Source organism: Paenibacillus sp. FSL M7-0802, from assembly GCF_038004945.1.
Lineage (GTDB): Bacteria > Bacillota > Bacilli > Paenibacillales > Paenibacillaceae > Paenibacillus > Paenibacillus polymyxa_B.
Genome location: NZ_JBBOSD010000001.1, coordinates 3,758,768 through 3,785,429 on the forward strand (window position 1 = coordinate 3,758,768; position 26,662 = coordinate 3,785,429).

At 45.3% G+C, this 26,662-nt stretch carries 24 protein-coding genes and 1 pseudogene; 14 read left to right on the top strand and 11 right to left on the bottom strand.

What is annotated here, in order from left to right:
- Positions 1 to 114 precede the first annotated feature (114 nt).
- A complete protein-coding gene (locus tag MHB54_RS17240; protein ID WP_264454513.1) occupies positions 115 to 1,245 on the top strand; it encodes an aminotransferase class V-fold PLP-dependent enzyme in 1,131 nt (376 codons plus the stop codon).
- A gap of 85 nt (positions 1,246 to 1,330) precedes the next feature.
- On the opposite strand, the gene phnE (MHB54_RS17245) is transcribed toward MHB54_RS17240, so the two are convergent.
- From phnE (MHB54_RS17245) to MHB54_RS17260, 4 genes are all read right to left on the bottom strand, one after another.
- Positions 1,331 to 2,128 carry a phosphonate ABC transporter, permease protein PhnE gene (gene phnE, locus MHB54_RS17245; protein WP_013312028.1) on the bottom strand — a complete coding sequence of 266 codons (798 nt, stop codon included), beginning with the start codon at positions 2,126 to 2,128 and terminating at the stop codon, positions 1,331 to 1,333.
- Positions 2,125 to 2,979, bottom strand: coding sequence for a phosphonate ABC transporter, permease protein PhnE (gene phnE / locus MHB54_RS17250; RefSeq protein ID WP_028541790.1), 855 nt, complete (start codon positions 2,977 to 2,979; stop codon positions 2,125 to 2,127). The genes phnE (MHB54_RS17245) and phnE (MHB54_RS17250) overlap by 4 nt, the downstream gene beginning before the upstream one ends.
- Positions 2,976 to 3,746 (bottom strand): phosphonate ABC transporter ATP-binding protein, encoded by a 771-nt coding sequence (gene phnC, locus MHB54_RS17255; protein ID WP_023990372.1) that lies wholly within the window; start codon positions 3,744 to 3,746, stop codon positions 2,976 to 2,978. The genes phnE (MHB54_RS17250) and phnC overlap by 4 nt, the downstream gene beginning before the upstream one ends.
- Positions 3,747 to 3,879: 133 nt before the next feature.
- Entirely contained in the window at positions 3,880 to 4,848 is a 969-nt protein-coding gene (locus MHB54_RS17260) for a phosphate/phosphite/phosphonate ABC transporter substrate-binding protein (protein WP_025722520.1), read from the bottom strand.
- A 252-nt stretch (positions 4,849 to 5,100) separates the two neighbouring features.
- Between MHB54_RS17260 and MHB54_RS17265 the strand changes: the two genes are divergently transcribed.
- The 7 genes from MHB54_RS17265 (at position 5,101) to MHB54_RS17295 (ending at position 13,376) form a co-directional block, all read left to right on the top strand.
- Positions 5,101 to 7,011 carry a bifunctional 2',3'-cyclic-nucleotide 2'-phosphodiesterase/3'-nucleotidase gene (locus tag MHB54_RS17265; RefSeq protein ID WP_264454514.1) on the top strand — a complete coding sequence of 637 codons (1,911 nt, stop codon included), beginning with the start codon at positions 5,101 to 5,103 and terminating at the stop codon, positions 7,009 to 7,011.
- 246 nt (positions 7,012 to 7,257) lie between these two features.
- The gene (locus MHB54_RS17270) at positions 7,258 to 8,664 is read left to right on the top strand and encodes a hypothetical protein (protein WP_023990369.1); all 1,407 of its coding nucleotides are present in this window, start codon (positions 7,258 to 7,260) and stop codon (positions 8,662 to 8,664) included.
- Between the two features lie 197 nt (positions 8,665 to 8,861).
- Positions 8,862 to 9,671 (top strand): bifunctional hydroxymethylpyrimidine kinase/phosphomethylpyrimidine kinase, encoded by an 810-nt coding sequence (gene thiD, locus MHB54_RS17275; protein ID WP_013312022.1) that lies wholly within the window; start codon positions 8,862 to 8,864, stop codon positions 9,669 to 9,671.
- Between the two features lie 237 nt (positions 9,672 to 9,908).
- Complete coding sequence (locus MHB54_RS17280) at positions 9,909 to 11,606, top strand: M3 family oligoendopeptidase (RefSeq protein WP_264454515.1); 1,698 nt, start codon at positions 9,909 to 9,911, stop codon at positions 11,604 to 11,606.
- A gap of 76 nt (positions 11,607 to 11,682) precedes the next feature.
- Positions 11,683 to 12,024, top strand: coding sequence for a hypothetical protein (locus MHB54_RS17285; RefSeq protein WP_264454516.1), 342 nt, complete (start codon positions 11,683 to 11,685; stop codon positions 12,022 to 12,024).
- A gap of 21 nt (positions 12,025 to 12,045) precedes the next feature.
- Entirely contained in the window at positions 12,046 to 12,180 is a 135-nt protein-coding gene (locus MHB54_RS17290; RefSeq protein ID WP_256026502.1) for a hypothetical protein, read from the top strand.
- A 518-nt stretch (positions 12,181 to 12,698) separates the two neighbouring features.
- Complete coding sequence (locus MHB54_RS17295) at positions 12,699 to 13,376, top strand: hypothetical protein (RefSeq protein WP_028541794.1); 678 nt, start codon at positions 12,699 to 12,701, stop codon at positions 13,374 to 13,376.
- Positions 13,377 to 13,637: 261 nt separating this feature from the next.
- Here MHB54_RS17295 and MHB54_RS17300 read toward each other — a convergent pair whose 3' ends face one another.
- On the bottom strand, positions 13,638 to 14,609 hold the full coding sequence (locus MHB54_RS17300) for a ring-cleaving dioxygenase (protein WP_264454517.1): 972 nt from the start codon (positions 14,607 to 14,609) through the stop codon (positions 13,638 to 13,640).
- A 249-nt stretch (positions 14,610 to 14,858) separates the two neighbouring features.
- Here MHB54_RS17300 and MHB54_RS17305 point away from each other — a divergent pair, with 249 nt between their 5' ends.
- Positions 14,859 to 15,389 carry a GNAT family N-acetyltransferase gene (locus MHB54_RS17305; protein WP_264454518.1) on the top strand — a complete coding sequence of 177 codons (531 nt, stop codon included), beginning with the start codon at positions 14,859 to 14,861 and terminating at the stop codon, positions 15,387 to 15,389.
- Positions 15,390 to 15,620: 231 nt separating this feature from the next.
- On the opposite strand, the gene MHB54_RS17310 is transcribed toward MHB54_RS17305, so the two are convergent.
- Together MHB54_RS17310 and MHB54_RS17315 are read right to left on the bottom strand one after the other, a co-directional pair.
- A complete protein-coding gene (locus MHB54_RS17310; protein WP_053326123.1) occupies positions 15,621 to 17,141 on the bottom strand; it encodes an MFS transporter in 1,521 nt (506 codons plus the stop codon).
- Positions 17,138 to 17,335: a hypothetical protein gene (locus MHB54_RS17315; protein ID WP_264454519.1), complete on the bottom strand. Its 198-nt coding sequence runs from the start codon at positions 17,333 to 17,335 to the stop codon at positions 17,138 to 17,140. Before MHB54_RS17315 ends, MHB54_RS17310 begins: the two co-directional genes overlap by 4 nt.
- Positions 17,336 to 17,507: 172 nt before the next feature.
- Between MHB54_RS17315 and MHB54_RS17320 the strand changes: the two genes are divergently transcribed.
- Entirely contained in the window at positions 17,508 to 17,975 is a 468-nt protein-coding gene (locus MHB54_RS17320) for an Lrp/AsnC family transcriptional regulator (RefSeq protein WP_264454520.1), read from the top strand.
- A 290-nt stretch (positions 17,976 to 18,265) separates the two neighbouring features.
- A pseudogene (locus MHB54_RS17325) lies at positions 18,266 to 18,581 on the top strand (transposase); the annotation flags it as partial.
- A 189-nt stretch (positions 18,582 to 18,770) separates the two neighbouring features.
- On the opposite strand, the gene MHB54_RS17330 reads toward MHB54_RS17325, so the two are convergent.
- The 4 genes from MHB54_RS17330 to MHB54_RS17345 form a co-directional block, all read right to left on the bottom strand.
- Complete coding sequence (locus tag MHB54_RS17330) at positions 18,771 to 21,314, bottom strand: ABC transporter permease (RefSeq protein WP_264454521.1); 2,544 nt, start codon at positions 21,312 to 21,314, stop codon at positions 18,771 to 18,773.
- Entirely contained in the window at positions 21,311 to 21,988 is a 678-nt protein-coding gene (locus tag MHB54_RS17335; protein ID WP_068938268.1) for an ABC transporter ATP-binding protein, read from the bottom strand. The genes MHB54_RS17330 and MHB54_RS17335 overlap by 4 nt, the downstream gene beginning before the upstream one ends.
- Before the next feature lie 108 nt (positions 21,989 to 22,096).
- The gene (locus MHB54_RS17340; protein ID WP_264454802.1) at positions 22,097 to 23,014 is read right to left on the bottom strand and encodes a sensor histidine kinase; all 918 of its coding nucleotides are present in this window, start codon (positions 23,012 to 23,014) and stop codon (positions 22,097 to 22,099) included.
- Positions 23,011 to 23,688, bottom strand: a complete 678-nt coding sequence (locus tag MHB54_RS17345) for a response regulator transcription factor (protein ID WP_160789156.1) — start codon at positions 23,686 to 23,688, stop codon at positions 23,011 to 23,013. Before MHB54_RS17345 ends, MHB54_RS17340 begins: the two co-directional genes overlap by 4 nt.
- A 328-nt stretch (positions 23,689 to 24,016) precedes the next feature.
- Here MHB54_RS17345 and MHB54_RS17350 point away from each other — a divergent pair, with 328 nt between their 5' ends.
- From MHB54_RS17350 to MHB54_RS17360, 3 genes are read left to right on the top strand one after another with little or no spacing between them, the layout of a single operon-like run.
- Positions 24,017 to 24,970, top strand: coding sequence for an ABC transporter permease (locus tag MHB54_RS17350; RefSeq protein ID WP_023990357.1), 954 nt, complete (start codon positions 24,017 to 24,019; stop codon positions 24,968 to 24,970).
- Positions 24,960 to 25,910: an iron chelate uptake ABC transporter family permease subunit gene (locus tag MHB54_RS17355; RefSeq protein ID WP_028541803.1), complete on the top strand. Its 951-nt coding sequence runs from the start codon at positions 24,960 to 24,962 to the stop codon at positions 25,908 to 25,910. Before MHB54_RS17350 ends, MHB54_RS17355 begins: the two co-directional genes overlap by 11 nt.
- The gene (locus MHB54_RS17360) at positions 25,904 to 26,662 is read left to right on the top strand and encodes an iron ABC transporter ATP-binding protein (RefSeq protein ID WP_023990355.1); all 759 of its coding nucleotides are present in this window, start codon (positions 25,904 to 25,906) and stop codon (positions 26,660 to 26,662) included. The genes MHB54_RS17355 and MHB54_RS17360 overlap by 7 nt, the downstream gene beginning before the upstream one ends.

The following is a 26,662-nucleotide window of genomic DNA, read 5'->3' on the forward strand; positions in this document are numbered from 1 at the left end:
TCTGTTAACGGCGAGAAGATGGGAAGAGAGGCCCTTGTTCTAAGGTGGCTTATATGGATAATAAAATGATCATATCAAGGCACGTTGGTGTGCCCAGGAGGAGCGAAGGGAAAAATGAAACATCCGTTTCAGTCCTACCGTCAGCTGTTTCCAGTGCTGTCCTCACATATCCATGTAGGGAGCTGTTCACAGGGGGCTGTATCGAGGCCGGTTTCCGCTGCCATTGAGGAATATCATCGAAGTTTGCTGCAACACGGTCATAACGGCGATCTGTCTATGGCACGTTTGGAGGAGGCCAGAGGGCATTTTGCCAAGCTCATCGGGGCGGAGCCTGACGAAATTGCGGTCCTGTCCTCAGCCTCTGAGGCGATTGCTGGGGTGGCTACAGCCCTTCCTTATGTACCGGGAAAAGAAGGCATTGTGTATACGGACACCGACTTTCCGACGGTGGGACACATCTGGCAGGCACAGGAGATGTTCCATGATCACATCTGCTGTATCCCCTCCATCGAGGGAGAAGTGACGATAGAGCAGTATGAGGAGCATGTTACGGAGAAAACTGCGCTCGTTATGGTGTCACAAGTGAACTATACCAACGGATTTCAGCAGGATTTAAAATCCATTGCAGATATAGCTCACCGAAATCAGGCGTTGCTGTTTGTGGATGCTTATCAGTCTGCAGGGATCGTTCCAGTGGACGTTAAGGCAATGGGCGTAGATATTTTGGTCGCGGGAGCCCGCAAATATATGCTGGGAATTCCGGGCGTGGCTTTTCTTTATGTAAGCAAGGATCGAATAGACCGCTTCAAGCCCCGTCTTACAGGCTGGCTTGGGCAGGAGCCCGCTTCCCGGTTTGATATTGCTCACCCGGTTCCGGCGGCGGGAGCCCGACGCTTTGAGACGGGATTGCCTTCTTTCATTAGCATTTTTGCCGCCAATGCGGCTTTAAAGCTGCTGCTAGAGATCGGAGTCACGAATATTCAGGCCTATATGAGTGAGTTGTTGGATTTTTCCGTTGAATATGGACGGCGCAAAGGGTTACACATACGTGTACCTTACAGGGGAGGCACATTACCAAGCTTGCTCGCTGTTGAAGTAGCCGACGTGTCGGCTGTGGAGAGGAAATTGAGAAGCCAAAATATGATCGTTTCAGCACGAAAGGATGTTATCCGTGTGGCTCCTCATTTTTACAATACGGCTGAGGAAGTCCGACGGGTCATAGATGAATTGGCAGGGAGATGTTGAACGACAAAAGCCTCTTCCGAGTGAATGGGAGCATGACATGTCCCTTTTTACACAGGAGAGGCTTTTTGGGCGTTTAGAGTTCTAATTATACGATCCGTTTGCGCAGCCAGCCGGAAATCAGATCCGTCAAAATGATCAGAACCACAATGCCGAGCAAAATAACGCCTACACGGTTCCAGTTGCGCATTTGGAGTGCAAATAGTAGCGGAGTACCGATACCACCTGCACCGACCAGACCGAGCGTGGTAGCAGAACGGATATTAATTTCAAAACGGTAAAGCGAATACGAAAGAAACTGTGGAATCACCTGTGGTAGCACGGCGAAGAAGATCACCTGCCAACGATTGGCACCGCACGCGATCAAAGCTTCCTGTGGCCCGTGATCGACACTTTCGATCGTTTCCGAGAAAAGCTTCGCCAGCATGCCGATGGAGTGAATGCCGAGGGCAAGCACACCCGCAAACGAGCCGGGTCCAACGGCTTTGATAAACAAGATGGCGACGATCATTTCGGGAAATACCCGGATGACACTAAGCACAAATTTCCCACTACCCGATAAGGGACGCAGACGGGTCATATTGCTGGACGCCCAAAAGGCGAACGGAAGGCAGACAAATGCGGATACGAAGGTTCCGAGCACTGAAATGACCAGCGTATCCAGCAACCCGCGCAGCAAATCCTCTCCTTCAGGGATGTAGACGAACGACCAGTCGGGATGAAGGAAGCCGTCCAATATAGCGACAGAGACACTTTTAGCCGTCCCCTGTAATCCTTCAAACTGCATCCCGCGAAAAGCCCAAATATAAATGATGATTAGCAGAATAGCTATCGCCCATAGGCGCAGGCGGGAGCCAATAGGTCTGCGAAGCGTAGGATCATTCATAATAATTTCCTCCGTAGCAGGTTACTGCCGTAATCAATCGCAAGGACGATGACGAGGGTCAGTAGAATAATGATGCTTGCCCGATCATATCGGAACAGCCCCAGAGAACGGTCAAGCAACAGACCGATACCGCCAGCCCCGACCAGGCCCAGAACGGAAGCTGCGCGTACATTAACCTCAAAGGTATACAGCAAGTACGACACAAAATAAGGAAGAGCCTGCGGAACCACACCAAAGGCGATGACTTGAATGCGGCTCGCGCCAACAGCGGTCATGGCTTCCAGCGGCCCGGGATCAATGGCTTCAATCGCCTCAAAGGTCAGCTTGGCTATGATGCCAAAGGAGAAGAAGAGCAGGGCGAGCATCCCTGCAAACGGCCCGATGCCGAACACCGCCACAAAGATCGAGGCAAACAGCAAATCGGGAATCGTCCGTACTAGATTCAGGATCGTGCGCATCGGCAGCGAAATCAGTTTGCGCGGCATCACATTATAGGCACACAGCAACGCGACAGGGATCGCCAATATGGCTCCCAGTGTCGTGCCAACAATGGCGATCTGGATCGTTTCCAGCATCGGTTTCCAGATGGTAGGCAGATAGCTCCAGTCGGGTGGAAACATTTCCCCCAACAATTTGCCCATCTCCGGCAAGCCGACGATCAACTGGTAAGGTGTGGCATCCGTATGAATGGAGCAGGCTACCAGCACCACGATAAAAATCATCCAGGTGGCATAACGTTTGTAACGTCCTGGCAACGGTGGCCCTGCGGGCGGCTTACTTGGCTGAGGCGGTCCAGCATGCGGTGACGGTTGCGTCGAAGAGAGCGGCTGGGCAGTAGAGTCGGGCTTCATGATCCCACTCCCAGCAGCTCATCATGCTTGATGGCCCGGCCGTAGATCTCCGCAAAGGCCTCATCCGTAGCCTCCTCCGGTGTGCCGTCAAAGACCACTTCCCCGGCGCGCAATCCGATGATCCGCGTTGCATATTCGCGCGCGAGATCAATGAAATGCAGATTGACGATGGTCGTAATCTGCATTTCACGGTTGATCCGCTGAAGGTCATCCATGACCTGGCGGGTGGTCAGCGGATCCAGCGATGCGACAGGCTCGTCCGCCAGAATGATTTTAGCCTCCTGCGCCAGAGCACGGGCGATGGATACGCGCTGCTGTTGGCCACCGGACAGCTCATCTGCCCGGCTGTAGGCTTTTTCGCGGATGTTCACGCGCTCCAGCGCTGTTAGTGCCAGTTCGATATCTTCCTTCGGAAAGAGGCCGAGAATGGTTCGCAGCGTTGAATGATAGCCGACGCGGCCGGAAAGTACATTGCGGAGCACCGTCGAACGCTTAACCAGATTGAAGCTTTGAAAGATCATGCCGATATCACGGCGAATACGCCGTAGCTCGCTGCTTCCAGCAGACGTGACAGACCTGCCACCCACGACAATGTCGCCGGACGTAATGTCATGCAGTCGGTTAATGGAACGCAGCAGGGTAGACTTACCTGCACCGGATAAGCCGACAATGACGACCATTTCTCCCTCCTGAATCGTCAAATTAATATTGTTCAACCCTTTGGTGCCATTCGGGTATGTTTTCGATACGTTACGGAATTCGATCATATGCTCCCAACTTTCTCCCCCGATGGGGTGGAATGAAAACAACACCGCCATGAATACATGGACGGTGCTGCCCTGTCATTCGTAAAGCCTGTTTCGTAGCTGTTACTTCATTAAAGTACCTTGTTTGTTCCGATTACTTAACCGCTTGACCAACGGCTTCGGCGTATTCACGCACAGAGTCGAAGTTTTTATCGTCGCCCTTTTCATAACCTACATGGGTGTAAATCTCTTTAATGATTTCGCCGCCTGCAGGATCTTTGGCGATGTCAATAAAGGCTTGGCTGATCTTGTCTCTCCACGCTTGATCCATATCAGAACGTACGCTGACGGTATCATTTGGAATTTTAGCTGTGTAATGAATGACGCGAGTTTTTTCAAATACATCCGGGATTTCCTTCTTCACCGTGTTACGTGCATCCTGGAAAACAGCTACCGCATCAACTTGACCGTTCAGCAACGCCAGAATAGCAGCATCGTGGCCTTTGATTGTCACACCCTGCACATCCGTATCCGGGTCCACGCCAGCTTTTTTCAGCTCTGCTGCAGGGTACACGTAGCCTGCGGAGGAGGTTACATTTTGCCAGCCAACCTTCTTGCCTTTCAGATCAGCTAGACTTTGAATCGGAGAATCCTTTTTCACCACGATCATTGCTTTATAAAAGTTTACTTTTTCAGTCGTGTCCTTACCTGTAGCATCTTCAATTCCGTAGCGTTGAGCTTGCAACAGCAAGTCGGCTGCTTTACGGTTATCGTGGGCCAGTACATAAGCATTCGGCGGAAGGAATCCTACATCTACCTGTTTGGAAGACATGGCTTCCACAATCGTATTGTAGTCAGGAGATACAGTTACTTTCACCGGGATTCCAAGCTTGTCACCCAGTAGATTTTCGAGCGGTTTGGCTTTGGCTTCGAGCGTATCTGCATTTTGAGAAGGAACGAACTGTACCTTTAACTCCTTAGGAACATAGGCTGTGCTTTCGTTTTTAGAGCCATCTGTACCCGGAGTGGACGCGCTGTTGTTATTGCTTGCATTGGAGCCACAAGCGGCTAGACCCGCTGCCAGTGTGAAAGTCATGCACAAGGTCAGTGCTTTTTTGAACAAAATAATTTCCCCCTAAACATAGTGATAACGATAATAAAAAACCTGTAAATGCTGTGACAAACCAAATCTTAACAGCTAGTCCCGTAGCTAGGGTAAAAACCACTCCTGACTTTGGTAAAAATGATGTAAAATTTATCGTATGTTTAAAACCATTTTCTGGATTTATGCAAAATGCTTGTTTTAACATTCTCTTAACAGTGCTCTGTTAGACTTGTTCAAGCTCTATGACCGAAGCTGAGGGAGAGAACAAGATTGGATATTTTGGATATTAACGAAAAGGCAGATCAGGACAATGTAAGCCTTGTGAGAGTGAAATTCCGCATTATGGTTACAACCGATTTGCATGTCAGCTTGTGGAATTACGATTATTATACGGATCAGGAGACGCTGCATTACGGTCTGGCGCAAACAGCCAGCTTGATTCAAATAGCCCGGGCGGAGGTACCCAATCACCTGCTGCTGGATAACGGAGATGTGATTCAGGGGAATCCGATGGGAGATTATGCTGTACAGCGAATCCAACAGGACCCAAGCGCGGTGCATCCCGCCTATAAAGCTATGAATCTGCTTGGGTATGAGGCAGGCAATATCGGGAATCATGAATTTAACTATGGACTGGAATACTTGCAGACTTGCCTTCGAGGAGCGCAATTTCCTTATGTGAATGCCAACATTTATATAGCGGGAGAACAAGAACGAAATTACTTTACACCTTATCTATTGCTGGATAAGACGGTAGAGGATGAAGCAGGTGGTAAGCATCTGTTGAAGGTGGGAGTCATCGGCTTTGTCCCTCCGCAAATTATGCAATGGGACAAGGCGTGGCTGGAGGGGAAAATCATCGTCAAAGATATGCTGGAAACGGCAAGACGGTTTATTCCACAAATGAAGGCGGCGGGAGCCGATCTCATCATTGCTATGCCCCATGCAGGCTTTGAGGATATTCCCGAAACGCTTGATATGGAAAATGGGGTGCTGCATCTGAGCAGGGTGGAAGGGATCGATGCCATTGTGTTTGGTCATGCACATAAAGTATTTCCCGGACCTTCGTTTATGGGGAAAACAGGTGTTGATGTAGAGCGAGGTACCATCCACGATATCCCAGCAGTGGAGCCGGGCTTTTGGGGGGATCATCTGGGTATCATTGATCTGGAGCTGACCTTTAGTGGAGAGAAGTGGCAAGTGGCTGCATCTGCTGCCGAGGTACGCCCGGTGTATGATCCGATACGCAAGGAAGCGCTGGTACAACCGGATACTGCCATTCAGCTGGCGGTAGCAGAAGAGCACGCCGGAACACTGGAGTATATTCGTGCACCTGTAGGTCAGACGACGGTGGCGGTGAACAGCTTTTTTGCTCAGGTGATGGATGATGCTTCGGTTCAGCTCGTGAATGATGCGCAAATGTGGTATGTGAAGCAGCAGATGCAAGGGAGCGAGCACGAAGGATTGCCCGTTCTGTCGGCAGCAGCTCCTTTTAAAACAGGTGGCAGATATGGCCCATCGTACTATACCCATATTCCGGCGGGGACGTTGGCGATCAAGCATATCGCCGATCTGTACAATTTTCCGAATACGTTGCATGTCGTTCGGCTGAGCGGAACGGAAATCCGGGAATGGCTGGAGTGGTCTGCTGGACAATTCCGGCAAATTGATCCTTCAGCAGAACAAGAGCAAGAGCTGATTAATTCTGATTTTCCAAGCTTTAATTTCGATATCATCGACGGCATCAGGTATCAGATTGATGTAACACAGCCAGCCAGATATGATGCTGACGGGGGCCTAAAGGACCCAGATGCACACAGAATCAATCAGATGTCTTTTGATGACGAACCGATGGATATGCAGCGAAATTATCTGGTTGTTACGAATAACTATCGCGCGTTTTCCTCTGCGCTGGTCAATCCGGGTGGAGAGCGAATCATACTTGCTTCACCGGATGAGAACCGTCATGTGCTGACTGAATACGTGCGGCATATGAAGACGTTGACGCCAAAAGCTGATGGCCATTGGTCCCTCGCCCCATGGTCAGGGCGTCCGCATGTGACCTTCCTGACCTCACCGCAAGCAACGGATGCCGCTAATGCCTATTCGGAGTTGCTTTATGAAGGCTTAACGGTAGAGGGATACGCTAAGTTTGCCCTCGATTTCGGACGTTCACGGTAAAACTGCTAACTTGTTTTTGTCCTATAAGTCCACAGCATCAAAATAATAGAAAAAGACTGTCCCACAGAGGACGGTCTTTTTTCATAAAACAGTTTTAAAATCGTACAAAATTCGTGATTTTATATGTCCTGAGTCGTATTTAAAGTTATTGACCTCTCGTATAAATAGACATATACTTTGATTAAACAAATTTTGGTTTAAAAGGTAATGAAAAAGTCACCATCATTCGTTTGAGGGGGTGTCCCTTTGGAAAAAAACACCACGATCCGCGCAGAAATAGAAAAGTATATTCAAAGTGAAGGCATTTCAATGCAATGTTTTGCAGATGCTTCCAAGGTAAATCCGGGTACACTTAGCGGTATACTTAACCGGAACCCACCACGGCCGATCTCAGTCAATCAGCTGGATTTGATTACCGAGGCCATGGGATTGGAAGAAGGATCTTTGTTCGAGATGTATGTTGATGAATGTTTTATTCATTCCTTACCACACTGGAGAAGGTTGCGTCCGTTTCTCCTGCGTTGCTCAGAGTTGAACAAGCTGGAGTGTATACGCAGTGTACTTGGCTATTTGATGGACGATTTATCGAACGTTCCTGCTATTTTTGAGACCGCAGAAGCGATGTTTGAGGATGGCAGACATGAAGCTTCCATGCTTCTGTATGATTGTGTCATCGAGAGTGAAAAGTATACCCACTCTGAACGATTGGCGATCAGCTATTTCCGTATATTCCAGATTCAGATTAAGGATAACCAACGGAACTTGAAGGCTGCTGTACAATTCCATTTGTACCGTAGTCGTCTACCGGAAATTTACGCACTGGAAGGCTTACATATGCTATCTCAAGTGTTTGCTTTAAAAATGCAATGGTCCGAGATGGAAATGTATGCGGACGAGCTAAGAGAGCTGGCGCAGGCATTGTATCGCAATCGGAACCGTTTTGGAGATGAGCACCTGGAGCTGCTTAAGCCGCTCGTTTATTACTATGCTCAGGGGCATCTGCTCAAGGCCAGTTGCTATGAGTTTCAGGGTAGATATGAGGAATCCAAGCAATGGATTGAAGGTTATGCAGATTTGAGCTGGTTTGAGGGTTTAGACGAGGAAGGCTGGAAAGTGGTCAACCTACATCGTGTATATGCACAGGGCAACCGACTTTGTATTGAAATTAAAATGGGCAACACTTCTGCAATCTATGATTATATTACTTACCTGCGTGAGCATCCGGATGAGACACTGGAGGGCTTGAACACCTTGCTCGAATCAGCGAACCGGTTTGGTTATTTCGTGGATGCCGAACTGGGACTATTTAGTCAGCAACTCAAAAGCTTTTGGCAGCTTGCACCGGAACGATGGGACACTCATTATCGCAAGCACTTTAACGCATTTCGCTTTGCATCCTTTTGTAAGGTGTATGCGGAATACTATTTCCGAAAAGGCGATTACCCCGAGGGAGTGGGACAAACACTGCATTGCTTGCAACTGTCTGTCGATAATAGCTATACAGAACATATCATTGGTTGTATGGCTTTATTTGAGCAGCATCGGAATTTTGCTACACTGGAACAGCAGCAGTTGTATCAGAGTCTGTGCTTAGGCGTACGTGCAAATGAAAAGAATCATGCCTATGATCATAGTACCGGTGGGTATTTATAATTCTAAATTTCATTCGAATTCTTCATATAACACGTTATTGCGAGGATGTTCCTGTTTCAAAAGGGGATGTTCTCGTTTTTTAGCTACTGTCGTCGCCTGTGACTTTTAGCATAGAGAGGACCGTTTTGCGCGTTGACAAGTTTCGCGAGCGGGATTAGGATAAATGCAGCACAGAAAGTGAAGGAGAGCATGTACAAATGACGATTCCCAAAACATTAACGATAGCCGGCTCCGACACAAGCGGTGGAGCGGGTATTCAGGCAGACCTGAAAACCTTTCAGGAGCTTGGCGTATATGGCATGACCGTATTGACAACCGTAGTAGCGATGGGTCCTAAAACCTGGGATCATCTTGTATATCCTGTTGCGTTGGATGTGGTAGAAGCGCAGCTGCGTACTGTATTGGAAGGTATCGGTTTTGATGCGATGAAAACAGGTATGCTTGGTTCCGTTGAAATTATCGAGCTGGTAGCCAGTCATTTGAAAAAGCATGATCTGAAGCGGATCGTAATTGACCCGGTCATGGTCTGCAAAGGCACGGATGAAGTGCTCCAGCCGGAAAATACAGAGGCGATGCTGGAATTGTTGATTCCTGGCGCTGACCTGGTAACACCGAACTTGTTCGAGGCTTCGCAACTGGCGAAGAATGGACCGATCACGACACTGGAGCAGATGCAGGAAGCAGCTGCGATTATCCATGAGCGTGGAGCTAAGCATGTACTGATCAAGGACCGTGGCAAAATTCGCGCAGGTAAAGCGATGGATCTGCTATATGACGGAATCACTTTTGACTGGTTTGAAGCCGATGTTGTAAAAACAAACTTTACCCACGGTGCAGGCTGCACCACTTCGGCAGCGGTAACGGCTGGTTTGGCTCAAGGGCTGACTGTACGTGAAGCAGTGGATCAGGCCAAGAGATTCATTACACAGGCCATTGAAGGTAGCTTCAAGCTGAATGAATTCGTCGGTCCAACCCTGCATGCGGCACATCGTTTGCAAAATCAATAAAGCATAAAGGTCTGCGATCTTAGAAAGACTTATAAATCTCCATCAGGCTGAATATATATTAGATTGTTTTAGACCATGACTTTTTTGATATATAGAGTTAGATGAGGCTCAAGAGCCGCAATACATGGTATTGCGGCTCTTGAGGTTGTATTTTTTTGGAATTATAGCTTCCAGTTTGGTCTAATCGTACTGTATAATAGGCATCAGATTTATTACATTTAAGGAGGAACCGAAGCAATGACCTTATTCAGCCAAATGGCTTACAGCCGACCAGAGCAACCTGAAATTGAACAGCGGTTTAAAACGCTGTTGCAGCAGTTTCGTGAAGCGGCCAGCGTAGAACGTCAAAATGAAGTGATTCATGCGATTAACAAGCTGCGCAGTAACGTGGAAACGCAATTGCAATTGGTGGAAGTTCGGCACTCCATTAATACGGAGGACGCCTTTTACAAAGCGGAGCAAGAGTACGCTGATGATTTCATGCCGGTTATTCAGGAGTATGTAACCGATTACTACCGGGCATTGGTGGATTCTCCATTCCGAACCGAGTTGGAGAGCCAATGGGGCAGCCAGCTTTTCAGTATTGCCGAGGTAGCACTCAAGTCGTTCCACCCAGATATTATTGAGGATTTACAGCAGGAAAATAAGCTGACCTCGGAATATGCTCAATTGATTGCTTCAGCGAAGATCCCGTTCGAGGGAGAAGAACGCACATTGTCGCAGCTCCTGCCTTTTGAAATGGCTACCAACCGGGAGACGCGCAAACAAGCCTCCGAGGCTAAATATCAATTTATGAGTGAGCATGAGGACGAGCTGGACCGGATTTATGATGAACTGGTGAAGGTGCGCACGCGCATGGCACACAAGCTGGGCTATGACAACTTCGTAGAATTGGGCTATGCTCGCTTGGGACGTACAGATTACAATGCCAAAATGGTAGCCAATTTCCGCGAGCAGGTGCTGAAGCACATCGTTCCTCTGGCAACCAAGCTGAAGGAACGCCAGCGCGAACGGATCGGAGTAGATCAGCTTCGCTATTATGACGAGGGCTTCAACTTCCTGTCAGGCAATCCTACGCCTAAAGGTGACCCGGAGTGGATCATTCGCAATGGAGCACGTATGTATGAGGAACTTTCAGCGGAAACACATGAATTTTTCAGCTTTATGATTGAACGTGGATTGATGGATTTGATCAGCAAAAAAGGCAAGCAAAGCGGAGGCTATTGTACATTTTTGAGCGAATATGGCACGCCGTTTATTTTCTCCAATTTCAATGGTACATCCGGGGATATCGACGTATTGACGCATGAAGCAGGTCATGCCTTCCAGGTCTATGAAAGCCGACATTTTGAAATTCCTGAGTACCATTGGCCAACTATGGAGGCGGCTGAGATCCACTCTATGAGCATGGAGTTTTTCGCATGGCCTTGGATGAATCTGTTCTTCGAAGAAGATACGGACAAATATCACTTTGAACATCTATCTTCATCGTTGCTGTTCGTGCCTTACGGCGTAGCCGTGGACGAATTCCAGCATGCCGTATACGAACATCCAGACTGGACCCCAGCCGAACGTAAAAGCGCATGGCGCTCCATTGAACGTAAGTATAAACCGCATCTGGATTATGAAGGCAACGAGTATCTGGAGCAGGGCGGGTTTTGGCACAAACAGGGTCATATTTTTCAATCCCCGTTCTACTATATTGACTATACACTCGCGCAACTGTGCGCGTTCCAATTCTGGAAACGCATGAGTATCGACCGGACAGCTGCGTGGGAAGATTATTTGAAGCTATGCCGTGCCGGGGGAAGTCGATCTTTTACCGGATTGGTTGAGTTGGCTGGACTAATCTCGCCGTTCCAAGATGGCTGTATCGCCTCTGTAATCGGAGAAATCGAAGCATGGCTGAACAGTGTGGATGATAGAAAGCTGTAAGCATAATTAAAAAGGGCATTTCGCTTACCTGTCAAAGCTGAAAAGCTTACAGATAGCGGAATGCCTCTTTGTGTAAATGGTCAATAAGTATGCGAGAACTCTTGAAGAAGCTGGCTATGCGTTTGCTAAGGATGAAAAAGAGCATCGAGCCTTTGTAAATCACGACAAAGTAGCCTTTTGTGCGCTGCTGGACTTCCTGAATCGTGGCATTGAGCATCAGAGCGCCATAAATGCTGTTGTGGAGCAGTGGGCGTATTCCGGGGTTGGTGACCAGGTAAATGGTGTGCTGGAGGAAGTGCGCCAAGCTCAAGAACGTGCAGATCAGCAACTCACGGAAATTGCGGGGCTGTTTCGCGGCTGGAGCTGCACGGCAAGCACAAACGATTTTTTGGGTTATTCTAAATTAACCATGAATTGATGCAGAAGGGAAAGTTTATCCGTGGGGAGTCATTTTGGCGACGAAGAAATGCCGGCAGAACAGGTAAAAAACCGGTTGCCGAGAAATTGGGGCAACGTGCTGAAGCTTTTGGATGAAGTGAACGGCCATGTTCCACCGAAGGGTAAGCCAGAATAAGGAGTTTTTTCGGAAATGGGCATAGGCGAAAATCAAAGGAACCGGGAGAAAAGCAGAGATCAGCTGGATGGCCAAATCTCTGCTTTTTTGCATTGTTCCACGGAAGGCTAGACATATGTAAAAAATGCTGGATTTTATACATATGCCATCTAGGTAATGTGATAGCACTGTATTAGGTGATGTAATTATATAAATCAGTCCAAGCGAGTTGGAACACTCGAGGTCTCCAATCCCGTGTTAAATCATTTACGCCTTTTCTTTATTAAATATATAGCCAGATATCCTACTGCTATTATTCCTGCGCTTAAAAAGCAAACTAGTAAACCATTTAGTTCTACTTTTCCAGTAAGTATAAATATAGTCAAGATTCCAGTGAAAAATCCAATGAATAAGATTTTTGAAAAGTTTTTCAAAATTGACAACTCCTTCTAAAAAATATGTACCCAAAATAGCTTATATATGGTACTCTATATATTGTTATTACAATTATATCATATTATTAGGAGGAAAGTGGTAAAATGAAGAAATTTGTATCGACTTTGATGGCATCAGTTATGTTAATGCTTGTTATCGGCAGTACAGCAGCAATGGCAGCAACAACGCCAAATGCAGTACAGAGAGAATCAACCTCTGAACTCAGCCAAGAATTGATTAACAAAGCAAATCCCTACATAAAACTACAGTCACAAACATTCACTTTAAGTGAAGAGGCTTCAAAAAATTTAACTGAAGATGAACTTGGACTCGTTAATAAAGCTTTAGATTCAGCAAATAATCAAGCGAAAAATATCTCAGGTGATGTAACAGTTACTACAACGGATAATAACAGTTTAAAAGTAGTACCTACTAATAAATTCTCTACAGCCTCGATTAATACTTCCTCTTATTGGGATTATGAATTACTTTGGTGGGGATACCGTATCTATTTTTCTCATCAATTAATAAATGATATCAAATCAAAAGCCCTTTACGCTGGGGGAATTGGTGCAATATCCGGATCAACCCTTACCGGTATTCTTTCGTCTTTGGGTCTACCAGGCTGGATTGGAGGTATTGTTGTAGGGATATTTTTAGTTAAAGGTGCAAGCATTGTTTATGCGGATAATGGCAGAGGGGTTTATTTTGATGCATTTTGGGCTGGTGACCCTGCTAGCCAAGCAGTAAACTTCGTTACAGCTAAAGTGTATGGTGCTTGATGTTAAGTAAAGCGCGATAAACAAAGAAAGCTTCAGGCCTTCATCGGTCTGAAGCTTTCTTTGTTTCATTTATCGGCTCATTTTGAAATTTGAGGCCAGATAGTCCAGGAGATCCGGGAGATGGTAGAATGTGTTCGATCTGCTCTGTCATTCTGGTCGTTCTATGCACAATAAACGGTCACAATTCATGAGATAAATAACATGAAATAAAAATATTTATGGGGCGAATTGACCATACCTGATCGTATCTTTAAACTTCAATTATTGTTTGGTATTAAGCGGTTTGAGATTGGCTTCAATAGAGGCACGGCGCGATTCCAAAAATGGCGGTAACGCCAGCGATTCACCCAGAAACTCCAGTTCTTCATCCGTATCAAACCCCGGCCCATCGGTAGCCAATTCAAACAGAATGCCGTTCGGCTCACGGAAGTACAAGGAACGGAAGTAAAAGCGATCTACAAAACCAGAGTTGGAAATTTGCAGCTGGCCAATACGCTCTACCCACTGTTTGAGCTCTTCCTCGGTTTCAACACGGAAAGCTACGTGATGTACACTGCCGCGTCCTGGTCGCTCTTGTGGCAGATCGTTGCGCTCTTCCAGATGAACTTCAGTTCCCGTACCGCCTTCACCCGTTTCATAAATGACCACATCCGGTTGTCCAGCAATAGGGGAAGGGTAGGAGCCTTTTTTGCGGAAGCCCATAACCTGTTCAAGAATAAGAATGGTATTCTCCGCTTTGGGAATGGTCAGATGAACCGGTCCAAGTCCTACAATGCCGTACTCGGCAGGGACAGGGCTTTTCTCCCACGGGGTGCCGCCGCGCATTCCATTATCATGCTCATCTGAAACGAGGAAGAAGCGTTGTCCTTCAAAATCCTCGAACGAAAGCGCCAAGCGTCCTGCTTGATCCGTAATTTCACCATGCTTTACATCTAGTTGCTCGAAGCGGTTTTTCCAGTAATCCAGTGCCTTGTCATTCGGTACCCGTAGGGAGAGCGCTGAAATGCTGTTATTGCCTGTACGAGTTTGTCCCGCATGTGGAATTTCAAAGAAAGTGACTTCCGTACCCGCAGTTCCGCGCTCATCTCCGTAGAAAAGGTGATACACACTAACATCGTCCTGGTTCACCGTTTTCTTAATCAACCGAAGTCCCATTACCTGAGTGTAAAAATCAACATTTTTAGCCGCCGCTGCTGTAATCGCCGAAACGTGATGCAATCCTAATAGTTTCATGTCATTATCCTCCTTGGTTTTTATATGATTAGGTTTTTCTAAACAAAATAATCAGTCGGAAAACTTTTCTTTATATTTATTATCTTGATATTAAGATATATTATTTCTGATTGTTTGTCAACTTGAATTTGCACTGGCTCCAAAGACGGACGAATATAGAAATTTGAAATAATGCAAAAGCAGATACAATAAAGCCCGATATAGCCCAATATAGATAGAATGAATTTTATTATAAAAGGAGTGTGTTCGTTGTATACGGATAAGGATTTAACCATTAGGCCCGTTACAGAAGAAGACTTACGGGCTCTTTGGACGTTAACTTATAAAGAAGAAGCACCGGAATGGAAACAATGGGATGCGCCTTATTATGAACATAAGACACTTTCTTTGGATGATTATTTAAAAGATAAGGAAAAGCGAATCGGACAAGATGACTTTTGGATCATTGAAGTGGAAGGCAAGGTCATTGGATCAGTGAGCTATTATTGGGAGCATAAGCCTTCCCAATGGATTGAAATGGGAATTGGTATTTTTGATTCGCAGTATTGGAGCGGTGGGTATGGTACGAGGGCGCTTCGACTATGGATCACACATTTGTTTAATACATTACCTCTAGTGAGAGTAGGTTTTACAACATGGTCAGGAAACCATCGGATGATGAAGGTGGGGGAGAAGCTAGGCATGACCCTCGAAGCCAGGCTTCGCAAGTGCAGATATTATAATGGAGAGTATTATGATTCGATCCGAATGGGGCTTTTACGGGAAGAGTGGGAACTGTAGTTGTTCATACAAAGTACCTTTCTAAGCATAAAAAGATGACCTCTGAATTGATCAAGGCCACTGAAAAACTGTTGATTTCCGAAAATACAAAGATTTTAGGGGTACAAATATGTCTCCCTGAACGCGAAACGAGCCTTAGAAGCGATTCTAGAGGCTCGTTTTTCTTTGGATATTCTCTTACTATCAACAATGGGGGACTTTTTCAGTACCTCGATATCCCCGGGATTGTCTTTATGCTCTCTTAGGTCCAAAAATCATAAAACTGATCGCGGCTAGAACCCAGACACCAATACCGCCGTAGAGCATTATCAAGCCAAAGCCGTGCATAAGCGCCGCATGGACGACGGCTCCAGACGCATCCAGAGAGGAGAGTTCTGGCAAACTCTGCCTGAGAGATACAGTATTTCCGGCGGCTACTTTTTCGGCTACAGACCGCAATTGCACTGCACTGAGAGTCCCGGAAAGGGCACTCTTCAAATAAGACAAAATACCTGCCTGCAAGATGAATCCCATCACAGCGATATTGATGGCTAGACTGATCAATCTAGCACTCATATCTATACCGGAAGCCATGCCTGCACGGGCACTTGGAACAGAGCCGGTGGTCGTGTTGGTCACAGGCGTGTTCGTTAAGCCAAGCCCAATACCAGCCAACAAGGAGCCAGGGAGCATGGTCAACCAACTGGCGTGATCGCTGCCGCTGCCATATTTCATCAAAATGAAGCCCATACCGAGGATGAACAGACCTGATGGAATGACTATGCGCGGCTGGTAGCGGAGCGAAAAACGCTCTGCCAGAGGTGGAATTACCAAGGTGGGCAGCGCATAAGCCAAGAGAGACAGCCCGGCGGCTACGATGCCGTAACCCAGGCCACTCTGGAAATAGATCGGCAGATAGATCATGAACGGCCAGAAACTGAAGTTCATGCCGATGGAGCCAAGGAGAGCGCCGGAGAAATTACGTATCTTGAATACGGAAAAGTCAAACATCGGATGGGCGCTGAGCTTTTCCGCAAATAGAAAAATAATGAAACTTATTGCTACTGCAACAAGGATGCTGATGGATGCTCTGCTGGTAAAGCCGAGTTCCGGCCCTTGCGTGATAAAGTATGCAAGGCCAAAAACTGTCAATGAAAGCGTGACGATGCCGATAATGTCCAGCTTTTTCACCTGCGGATCTCTGGACTCTTCTATGCCACCAAAAACAAGAATCAAAGTGAGGATGGTCAACGGAACGTGGACCAGGAAAACCCAGTGCCAGTTCAACACGGCCACGATTATGCCGCCGATGATAGGTCCAAAACCGAGGCCGATACCGAACACGATCCCCCATATGCCAAAGGCTTTGCTGCGTTCTTGTCCTTCCTGAAACCGATGTGAAAGAATTGCTATCTGGCAAATCTGCATCGCACCAGCACCCACCCCTTGAAGAAACCGACTGATGATCAGAACCGATGTGCTTTGCGCCAAGCCACAAATCAAGGATGTAACACCGAACAAGACGAGGCTGATAATAAAAATACGCCTCCTTCCATACCGGTCAGCCAGCGTTCCAACAGCCATCAGAACTGTGGCACATGCAATGGTATAAGCGTTCATAATCCATTGCATATCCTTAAGATCGCCATGCAATACTTTCTCCAGAGTTGGCAGTATCACTGGCACACTGGAAATTTCGAGGCCGAACATCAATGCGGACAAACATATAGCAGCCAATGCAATTATATTTTTGCGGGAGAGGGAGAGGCTCACTGAGAGGTCCCCCCAGACTTTTGTTCACGGTCTGGACATCCGGCAGCGTAACTATAATATTGCGCCTCATTAAGCGTAACTCGTATACCAGCACCAACCAGCCTTTTTTCGACAATTGTACGATCAATAGCCTCTTCAATATGTACTTCTAAATCTGCTACTGTTCCTACCTTATTAAAAACGTATTTGCTCAAGGGCAGCCATCCTCTCTATCTTTTCATGTTTGGTTCACCTTATCGATATGAGTTTTATTATATAATCTAAATCATTCATTTTACATAACGCAATCAATCCATTATGATAATTATACAAAGTAATTAAATGAATTTCTCATAAAAACGTTAAATTTAAAGGAGGGAATTCAAAGTGGATCATGTAGACAAACAAATCCTCTTTTATCTTCAAAGTCAGGCGAGAATTTCAATGACAGAGCTAGGGAAATGCGTGGGTTTATCCCAACCTGCTGTAACAGAACGAGTTAAAAGAATGGAAGAAAAAGGGGTTATCAAGGGGTATCGCACTATCATCTCTCCTGAAAAAATAGGAAAGGATACGGCAGCCTATATATTGTTTCGGACTAGAGATTGCCATGCATTTCTTGATTTTGTTCATACATCTCCACATGTTGCCGAGTGCCATCGTATAAGCGGAGAACACAGTTATTTATTAAAAGTAGTGACCAGCTCGACGCGCACCCTCGAAGAGTTTAGCAACCAGTGCGATAAGTATGGAACCTACACGAGCCTGCTTGTCATGTCGTCACCGATCGATCATAGACTTCTCATTCATTCTCTGGAAGAAGCAAGTGGAGCTGCTCATTCAGAAAAAGATTAAGGATGAAAAAAAGACAACCCCGGATATCCCGAGGCCACTGAAAAAGTCCTAAACTCTAAAGCGAGACAGTTCCTCCATAACAGAGGTTACTGTCTCGCTTTTTCGGTATAATTAAAATATCCAAATAAAGGCGGGTGGTTCCGGTGCTTCCGAAACAGCAAAGCATGGTCCTAAGTCCATATATTGAACTATACAATCTGTTGATTCCCAAAGACCATCTGTTACGGAAGAATGGACGAATTGGTGGACTTTAGCTTTATTTATGAGGAACTGAACGAAACCTATTGTCACGACAAGACGAGTTCGAGTTTAACAAAGATGCGGGAATGTACGTATGCAAAGCTGGACATCTGGCGATCCGCAGAGCGCGTGAAGGCAAAAAAGTATAAAAAGCCATGAGCATTTGAAGAAGTTACGTTTCAAGAAAGCGAAAGCTTTAAAGCCAAGGCCAAAGAACGATACAAAATTGAGGCGAAGAATAGTGAACTGAAGCACAGACACGGGTACGATGTAGCGTCCTCCTCGGGTCTGATAGGTATGGAAATCCAGGGGGCTATGGCGATATTCACTGTCAATTTAAAACGAATATTGAAACTGATGGAGTAAGCAAGGGCCACATGAGGCGGAGAGCAAGAGAAAAGACGACGGTTCATTCTGTGAATTCAGAATAAACCGTCGTCTTTTTGATTCGTGTTCTTGTTTTTTTCACGAAAGGCTGGTTTTTCGGTGGCCTCGAATTGATCAGGAGTCATCTTTTTATTATTCACACTGGTATTATGGACTTTCTCGGTAAATCTACTCTGATTCTCGAAGCCGCTCCACAATACTTTGTTTGTCGTTCATAGAATAGACCGCTACTGGAATAAGTATCCCAAGCAATAACAGTAAAGGCAATAAGGCTAGAAGTGGCCAGATTATAAAGTGATAGCTCAAAAGCCATAGCAAGTTGCAAAAAGGTTTCACAATCAAAATAGAAAATAGTACTGCCAATAGAGTAGAGGTTAGGCTAGTAGCCCAAACATAATATAACCCTTCATAAATCAGCATTCCCCGCAGTTGTTTTTTAGTCATGCCTATGCTCTGCAGCATAGCAAATTCATTGCGTCGGGTCAGTATGCTGGTTAAAATCGCATTTATAAAATTTAAAATACCAATTAGGCCAATAATCAAGCTAAGCAGGCCGCCGATCATTATAATAGTAGTTTGCATACCTGATAAAGCGTCCCTTGATGTGATTTTGGATTCGTAGTTCATCATCGGTTCGATGGTTTCAGTGTAGCGCTTCAAAAAGTTCTGCATGGACGCTTCCTGAGATGAGGATACATTAAAGGCATAACTCATTACAACGGGCTGTTTTACAAGTGACTTGTATATATCCGCAGGGAGGTAGAAGTTATAGCCAGTATAAAGGCGATTCGAATTGGTAGATTTGATACCCACATGGCCAAGCACTGTAAAATTATGCGTTATATACTCTCTATCCAGTGGAGCATCTGCTGTTCCCACATAACTATGCAGAGTAACGTTTTCTCCCACTTTATGATGAATGCTTTCCATGTAAGGCTTGTCGTTGTCGTTCAGTTCGACTCCCTCCAGGATATACTTACCAGAAGCCAGTTTCTTAAGATCAAGCTCACCATCAATCAATTGCAGCCGATGTAGTGGTAAATCTTCCAGTCCATACACTTCTACAAGGAAGTTGCCGCGAGCGTCAGTGTTTTGGGTATCATCTATGATTCCTTTTGTATTCTCAGCAGTGAGAGCTGTTAGATCACCGTACAATCGGCCGCCTTCTTCATAGCCCGGTTGTGCCTGTACAGCCTTAATAAAACTTTCAGTGGTCTCATTTTCATGGCCGCTGAAACTACTGGGAACCTGGAAATATTCAGCATGAGCAATGAGAAAATCGGTATCATTAAATTTGGATAAAAATTTATCCATATCAAAGCTCTGAGATAGTGTGAATACTGTATTCAGAAGAACCAAACTTAAAGAAAGACTCATAACCACTAAAACGGTGCGTTTTTTATTGCGTCCCAAATTGGAACGAGCCATGAGGTGGATTTTTGCACCTCCGGTTGATTTTTTCAGCTTACCATTGCTCTTATTTACTCCACCTGTATATCTGACTGCTTCTACCGGCGATACGGATGACGCAACTCTGCCGGGTTTGAAAGTGCTAATCATTACAGTAATGAGAGCGAACAGAGCAGATCCGACAAAAATCCATGGGTTAGGGGATACCGATATCTCGGTACCGTTAAACACACTCATATTTATGATAAAAGGCACGAGCGATTTACCGATAAAAAAACCTGCTATTAATCCTACCGGGGTTCCTAACACTGATAGAATCAGCGCTTGTCTGCGAATAATCCGGCGGATCTGCTTGCCGCTTGTGCCGATCGTCTTTAAAAGACCATAAAAACGAATATCTCGCATTACCGATATTTGAAAAATGTTATAGATGATCAAATAACCGGTAAACATGATCAGTAACAAGGCAGAAGTTAACGCTATGATTGTCTCTGTATCCATACTGAAATTGGTCGAGATGTATGACCAATTTACATTATTCGCGATATAGTTCGGTGCATCTTCGTCAAGCGAATACCCGCTTTCGGTAATCACTTTACTGAGCTTTCCCCGCAAATCAAGGCTATTGTCGAACATCATATATGCACTAATGGTTCCTGTATAGAAGTGATCCTTTTTATAGTTGCTTTGTAATTCCTGAGCATGAGCATCGACATAGGCTTTAGAAGCGAATATTTGTCCTACGTTAACCACAGGATCGCTTTTCCACCAGCCGGATAGGATAAAATTACGCTGTACTTCTTTACCTCGTATGTCAAGCTTTAGTCTCAAAGGTGCTCCAACCTCCAGTGGAACACCCAATAGCTGCAACGTCTTGGAGTCTGCGATTACTTCATTTTCCACCGCAGGCTTACGCCCCTCTTTAAGCTCAATAAAACCAAGCTTCATCCCTACATCGTCGTAATACCAGAACTCCGTATGGCGTTTTAGAAATTTATCGTTCATAACTCGATCGCTTAATATACGGTTATAAGCTATTTCCTTGATCAATGGATGATTCTTGACATGATTAAATTCGTCATCCGTTATATACTTAAGTACGGCATGTCCATCTCCACCGACCTGTCGCATGGTCGCCCGTTGTAAGTTTTCCACAGCGCCAATCCCCATAGTGAACAGTGTTGTAAATAGCAATGAGGTTAGTGCAATGGCAACAATGGCAATAATGTTACGGGTTTTGTTCACTTTGAAACTCTTATCAGCCAGATTGCGGATTACTTTTTTGTTCTTTACCTTGATCATTTACCTTCACCGCCAACTATTTTACCGTCTTCAATTCGGATGATCCGGTCTGCCATTTGCGCAATTTCCTCGTTGTGGGTAATCATCACTATCGTTTGGCGGAACTGCTGGCTGGATACTTTGATCAACCCCATCACATCCAGACTGGTTTTACTGTCCAGGTTTCCGGTGGGTTCATCTGCTAAGACAATTGCGGGCTTGGCTGCCAGTGCTCTGGCAATGGCTACACGTTGCTGTTGTCCACCGGAAAGATTGTTTGGCAGATTATTCATTTTGTGGTCAAGGCCCAAGGTATGTACAATTTTATCTATGTAAGTTTCGTCCGGTTCTTTACCGTCCAATTCAATGGGCAGTACAATATTTTCGTAGACATTCAAGACAGGCACCAGGTTGTAATTTTGAAACACGAAGCCAATCTTTCGTCTGCGAAAAATGGTCAATTCTTCGTCTTTCAATGAAAAAATATCTTTGCCGTCAATCGTAACGCTTCCGCTTGTCGGACGATCAAGTCCACCCAGCATATGAAGAAGAGTAGATTTGCCGCTCCCGGACGTACCGACAATGGCGACAAATTCACCGCTTTCCACCTCCAGATTCACGCCGTCTAAGGCATGAACAGCAGTATCCCCATTACCATAATGCTTTTTTAGTGCCTGAGTTTTTAATAGAGCCATATACGTTCTCCTCCACAAAAAAATGTCTGGATCGTAGTCATCTACAGTACAGACATTAACACACTAATCTTTCTACAATCTTTCTGAAATCTAACGGTATTGAAAGAATTAAGTATCCATAGAAAGGAAAATAGAAAAGGTGGAGCCACTGCCGTAGCGTGACCGTACCTTGATGTAACCACCCTCCGCAGCGATGATTTCTCTAGCTAAAAACAGTCCAATACCGACACCTTCCTGCGTGTTTACAGTAGGGGAGCGATAGAAGCGGGTAAAGATATTCCCTTGTTCATCTTCTGCAATCCCTATGCCGTTGTCGGTAATATCAATTCGGCAAAACAAATCGTATGCCATTACTTTTATATTCATGCTTCCGCCTGTCTCTGTATATTTTATGGCGTTATCCATAATGTTATAGACAGCTTCACTCGTCCACTTTAGGTCAAAATAAGCATGGGTAACTGTGTCCTCCATAACAACTGAAATCCCTTTGGCGTCTGCTTTTGGCATCATTTGCTCCAGTGCAGCATCAAGGAGCTTTTGAACAGATTCTCGTCTTGGCGATACCGTGATAATCCCCGTTTCAAGCCGCGATGTTTTCAACAATGCCTGGATAAGAAAGTTAAGCTTTTCGGCCTGTGCAGATAGAGCTTTCACACAAGTGGAGGTATCCTGCGATAGTTCGTATTCGCTAAGTAGTTGGGAATAAAGCAGGATGTTAGCCAATGGTGTTTTCGTTTGGTGTGAAATATCGGAAATCAGCTCATTTATTTTATTCTTTTCGGCAAGCAGATTTTTGGAGGACACGGAACAAATGGAAAGAAACTTCGCGAATTTAGCTTCTATTGCAGAGAGAACGGATTCATCAAAGACATCCTCTGAGAAGCTGCCATTTATCGCGGCATCCAGCATGTTCTCAATGGTTTTCATTGTTTTATGGATACTCCTGCGATAAAGCATAATAGCACCCACAGCGGTGCATACAGCAACAACGGCAATTCCAATACATATATAGAGGAGTGTTGTCATTTCAACGCCCATGTGTAGCCCAGCCCGTAAACCGTTTTAATATATTGTGGGGAAGAAGGATGATCCTCGAGCTTGTCACGTAGCCTTTTTATCGTAACTGACAAGGCATTTTCACCTACATACTCAGCTCCATCAGTCCAGATGCTATCTATCAAATGATCACGCGAAACAGTATTTCCTCGATTGTTGATTAGGATGCGCAACAATTTTTGCTCCGTTTTACTTAGTTCAATAGGTGTACCATTCTTAATAAATTCCATTCTCTCGAATGAAAAAGAAAAATTGTCTAGCTGAATGGAGTCTGCAAGCGAGTATCTGGATTTCTTTAGCTGAACGCCAACTCTTGCTCTCAGTACCATAAGACTGAAAGGCTTGGTTATATAATCGTCAGCACCCAGCTCAAAACCAGTGACGACATCTGTTTCCATATCATTCGCAGTCAGAACGATGACTGGTAAAGTTGTTCTTTTTCGTATATGGGTTAACAGATCGAGTCCACTTCCATCCGGCAAATTTACATCAAGAATCACTAGGTCAAAGGCGGTAACGTTCAATTGTTCTTTTGCAGTAGCTATGTCATACATTTGCGTAAATACGTTGTTAGGTTCTTTAAGGGCAAGAACAATACCGTTACTCAAGGCGATATCGTCCTCGATGATTAATATGTGATTCATCATTCTCCTCCTATTTTTTTACTAACCAAAGTTAATGAACTCGGTTTCCAGAACTGCTCACCATAAACATAAAAAAGGGCTCCCAAACTCTCTATTTCCAGTTTACCGGATTTTACTCTTATTTGCTCCTTGGGTTGTCCAGGTGGGGTGTCGAGAAAGTTCTCTGCAGCTTTTTTGTCCTGTTTTAAAACCTCATCACATTGACAGATACGGTATGACTGATATAATTTATGCTAGTTGATTTTGATAATCATTATCATTATTGGAGGGGAGGAGAGGGCCGAAGCTTGGTACAGGTTGTTGGAGAACAGGCTCCCTTGGTTAGAACATGAAATTGCGTTATTTAATACTGGCTTTTCTGGTACTGGCCTTCGCCTCGGTTTTTATCGGTGTTCATGATGTAACTCCACTTGATGTGTTCCACTTAACCAACGATCAGGCGCAGGTACTCCTGATTAGCAGATTCCCACGATTGATCAGTATCATTATCGCAGGGGCGAGTATGAGTATCTGTGGGCTCATTATGCAGCAGCTTACCCGGAACCGATTTGTATCTCCCACCACTGCAGGGACGATGGATGCGGCACGATTGGGTGTGCTGATGGCTATTATGGTGTTTGGAGCAGCAGGATTTTGGACAAAGATGCTGACGGCTTTCGGATTTGCTCTAGGGGGAACACTGATTTTCATGAAAATACTGGATAAAATCCGTTTCAAGGACCCGGTATTTATCCCGCTTGTCGGTTTGATGTTTGGAGGCATTTTAAATTCGGTAACGACCTTTTTTGCTTACAAATACAATCTGATCCAGGGCATTTCTTCGTGGATGCAGGGAGACTTTTCTCTAATCATGAGTGGTCGCTACGAGATGCTATATCTTAGTATTCCTTTGGTTGCGTTGGCGTACATATATGCGAATCGTTTTACAATTGCAGGCATGGGTGAGGATTTTGCGGCCAACTTGGGTGTACATTACAAGCGCACCGTCAATGTCGGTTTGGTGATCGTGGCTTTGGTTTCTTCTGTTGTCATCTTAACGGTCGGAACGATTCCCTTTTTGGGGCTGGTTGTACCCAATCTGGTCAGCATGTATATGGGGGATAATCTGAAAAAAAGCCTGGCCCATACAGCGATCTTGGGCGCCGTCTTTGTGCTGTTTTGCGATATTTTGGGACGGGTGATCATTTATCCGTATGAAATTTCTGTAGGGCTTACGGTTGGTGTGATCGGGAGCGCGTTGTTTTTGTATTTGCTGCTGAGGAGAAGGGCTTATGAATCCTAAATTAAAAATCGGAATATTAGCCGCTGCCGCGCTTGTGTTGATTGCTGCTTTCGTGTTTATAGATCTTCCGCATACCTGGCATTACGCGCTGCCACGACGATTAAAAAAGATCGCAGCCTTCATTCTGACAGGTGGCTCCATTGCTTTTGCAACAGTTATTTTCCAGACGGTTACGAATAATAAAATTTTGACTCCGGGTATTATCGGACTGGATTCACTCTATATGCTGATTCAGACGACGATTATTTTTGCATTTGGTTCCGTACCTTTCATTTCGACCAGCAAAGAATTGAATTTTTTGCTGTCGGTGGGGCTGATGGTGCTGTTCGCAGGACTGCTATACAAATTAATTTTCCGCAAAGATGGACGCGGGATTTATGTACTCTTGCTGATTGGTCTGGTGTTCGGCACACTATTCAACAGTTTATCTACCTTTATGGAGGTACTGATTGATCCGAACGAATTTGCGAAAATCCAGGACAAGAGCTTTGCTAGCTTCAGTAATGTAAATACCGAGCTATTGTGGCTTTCTGTATTCATTCTTGTTCTCGTATTCGCTTATGCGTGGAGGTTCATCAAGTATCTGGACGTGCTGTCGCTCGGACGAGAGCATGCGATTAATTTAGGGCTCCCTTATAGTTTTATTATCAAAAGGCTGCTAATTATCGTAGCGATTCTTATCTCCATATCCACGGCACTGGTCGGACCGATTACGTTTCTAGGATTAATTGTGGCCAATGTGGCTTATCAGGTGATGAAAACCTATCAGCATCGTTATATTATTCCGGCCTCTATCTGTGTCAGTGTTATTGCGTTGGCAGGATGCCAACTGCTGGCAGAAAGAGTATTCGACTTATCAACAACGGTCAGCGTCATTATTAACTTTATCGGGGGGGTGTACTTCCTGTACCTTTTGCTACGGGAGAATAAATCATGGTAGAAGTCAAAAACGTATTCAAACGCTATGGGAATAAAAATGTGGTGGATCAGGTATCCGTCACTGTACCTAAAGGTACGATTACCTCCTTTATTGGACCTAACGGCGCTGGAAAAAGCACCTTGTTGTCGATGATCAGTCGCCTGACTGACAGTGATGAGGGAGAAATCCTCATTGACGGGCAGGCCGTGAGTCTGACGAAAAGTGAGGAGCTAGCCCGAAAGATATCTATTTTAAAACAGACCAACGATGTCAATATTCGCTTAACCGTGAAGGAGCTGGTTAGCTTCGGCCGTTTTCCGTATTCCAAGGGCAGATTGAACAGCGAGGATCGCAAAATGGTGGAGCAGTCTATGGCCTACATGGGACTGGAGGATATGAAGGATAAGCATATTGATTTGCTTAGTGGGGGACAGCGACAGCGGGCTTTTATTGCCATGATTCTGGCTCAGGACACAGAATACATCCTGCTGGATGAGCCGCTGAACAATCTGGATATGAAGCATTCGGTTCAGATTATGAAGACGCTGCGCGGTTTGGTGGATGATCTGGGCAAAACGATTCTGGTCGTGTTGCATGACATTAATTTCGCCTCCTGCTATTCAGACTATATTGTAGGGATGAAGGATGGCAGGTTGCTAAAACAAGGAACGGCTGACGAGATGATTGATAGTCAGGTATTAAAGGATTTGTACGATATGGATATTCCGATTCAACAGATTGGTGACCATAAAATTTGCGTTTATTTCACTTAG

Coding starts and splice junctions, on each gene's coding strand:
- MHB54_RS17355 (WP_028541803.1), top strand. CDS start 24,960: ATGAATCCTAAATTAAAAATCGGAATATTAGCCGCTGCCGCGCTTGTG.
- MHB54_RS17240 (WP_264454513.1), top strand. CDS start 115: ATGAAACATCCGTTTCAGTCCTACCGTCAGCTGTTTCCAGTGCTGTCC.
- phnE (WP_028541790.1), bottom strand. CDS start 2,979: ATGAAGCCCGACTCTACTGCCCAGCCGCTCTCTTCGACGCAACCGTCA.
- MHB54_RS17345 (WP_160789156.1), bottom strand. CDS start 23,688: ATGAATCACATATTAATCATCGAGGACGATATCGCCTTGAGTAACGGT.
- thiD (WP_013312022.1), top strand. CDS start 8,862: ATGACGATTCCCAAAACATTAACGATAGCCGGCTCCGACACAAGCGGT.
- MHB54_RS17340 (WP_264454802.1), bottom strand. CDS start 23,014: ATGACAACACTCCTCTATATATGTATTGGAATTGCCGTTGTTGCTGTA.
- MHB54_RS17350 (WP_023990357.1), top strand. CDS start 24,017: ATGAAATTGCGTTATTTAATACTGGCTTTTCTGGTACTGGCCTTCGCC.
- MHB54_RS17280 (WP_264454515.1), top strand. CDS start 9,909: ATGACCTTATTCAGCCAAATGGCTTACAGCCGACCAGAGCAACCTGAA.
- MHB54_RS17360 (WP_023990355.1), top strand. CDS start 25,904: ATGGTAGAAGTCAAAAACGTATTCAAACGCTATGGGAATAAAAATGTG.
- MHB54_RS17330 (WP_264454521.1), bottom strand. CDS start 21,314: ATGATCAAGGTAAAGAACAAAAAAGTAATCCGCAATCTGGCTGATAAG.
- MHB54_RS17335 (WP_068938268.1), bottom strand. CDS start 21,988: ATGGCTCTATTAAAAACTCAGGCACTAAAAAAGCATTATGGTAATGGG.
- MHB54_RS17285 (WP_264454516.1), top strand. CDS start 11,683: ATGGTCAATAAGTATGCGAGAACTCTTGAAGAAGCTGGCTATGCGTTT.
- phnE (WP_013312028.1), bottom strand. CDS start 2,128: ATGAATGATCCTACGCTTCGCAGACCTATTGGCTCCCGCCTGCGCCTA.
- phnC (WP_023990372.1), bottom strand. CDS start 3,746: ATGATCGAATTCCGTAACGTATCGAAAACATACCCGAATGGCACCAAA.
- MHB54_RS17295 (WP_028541794.1), top strand. CDS start 12,699: ATGAAGAAATTTGTATCGACTTTGATGGCATCAGTTATGTTAATGCTT.
- MHB54_RS17300 (WP_264454517.1), bottom strand. CDS start 14,609: ATGAAACTATTAGGATTGCATCACGTTTCGGCGATTACAGCAGCGGCG.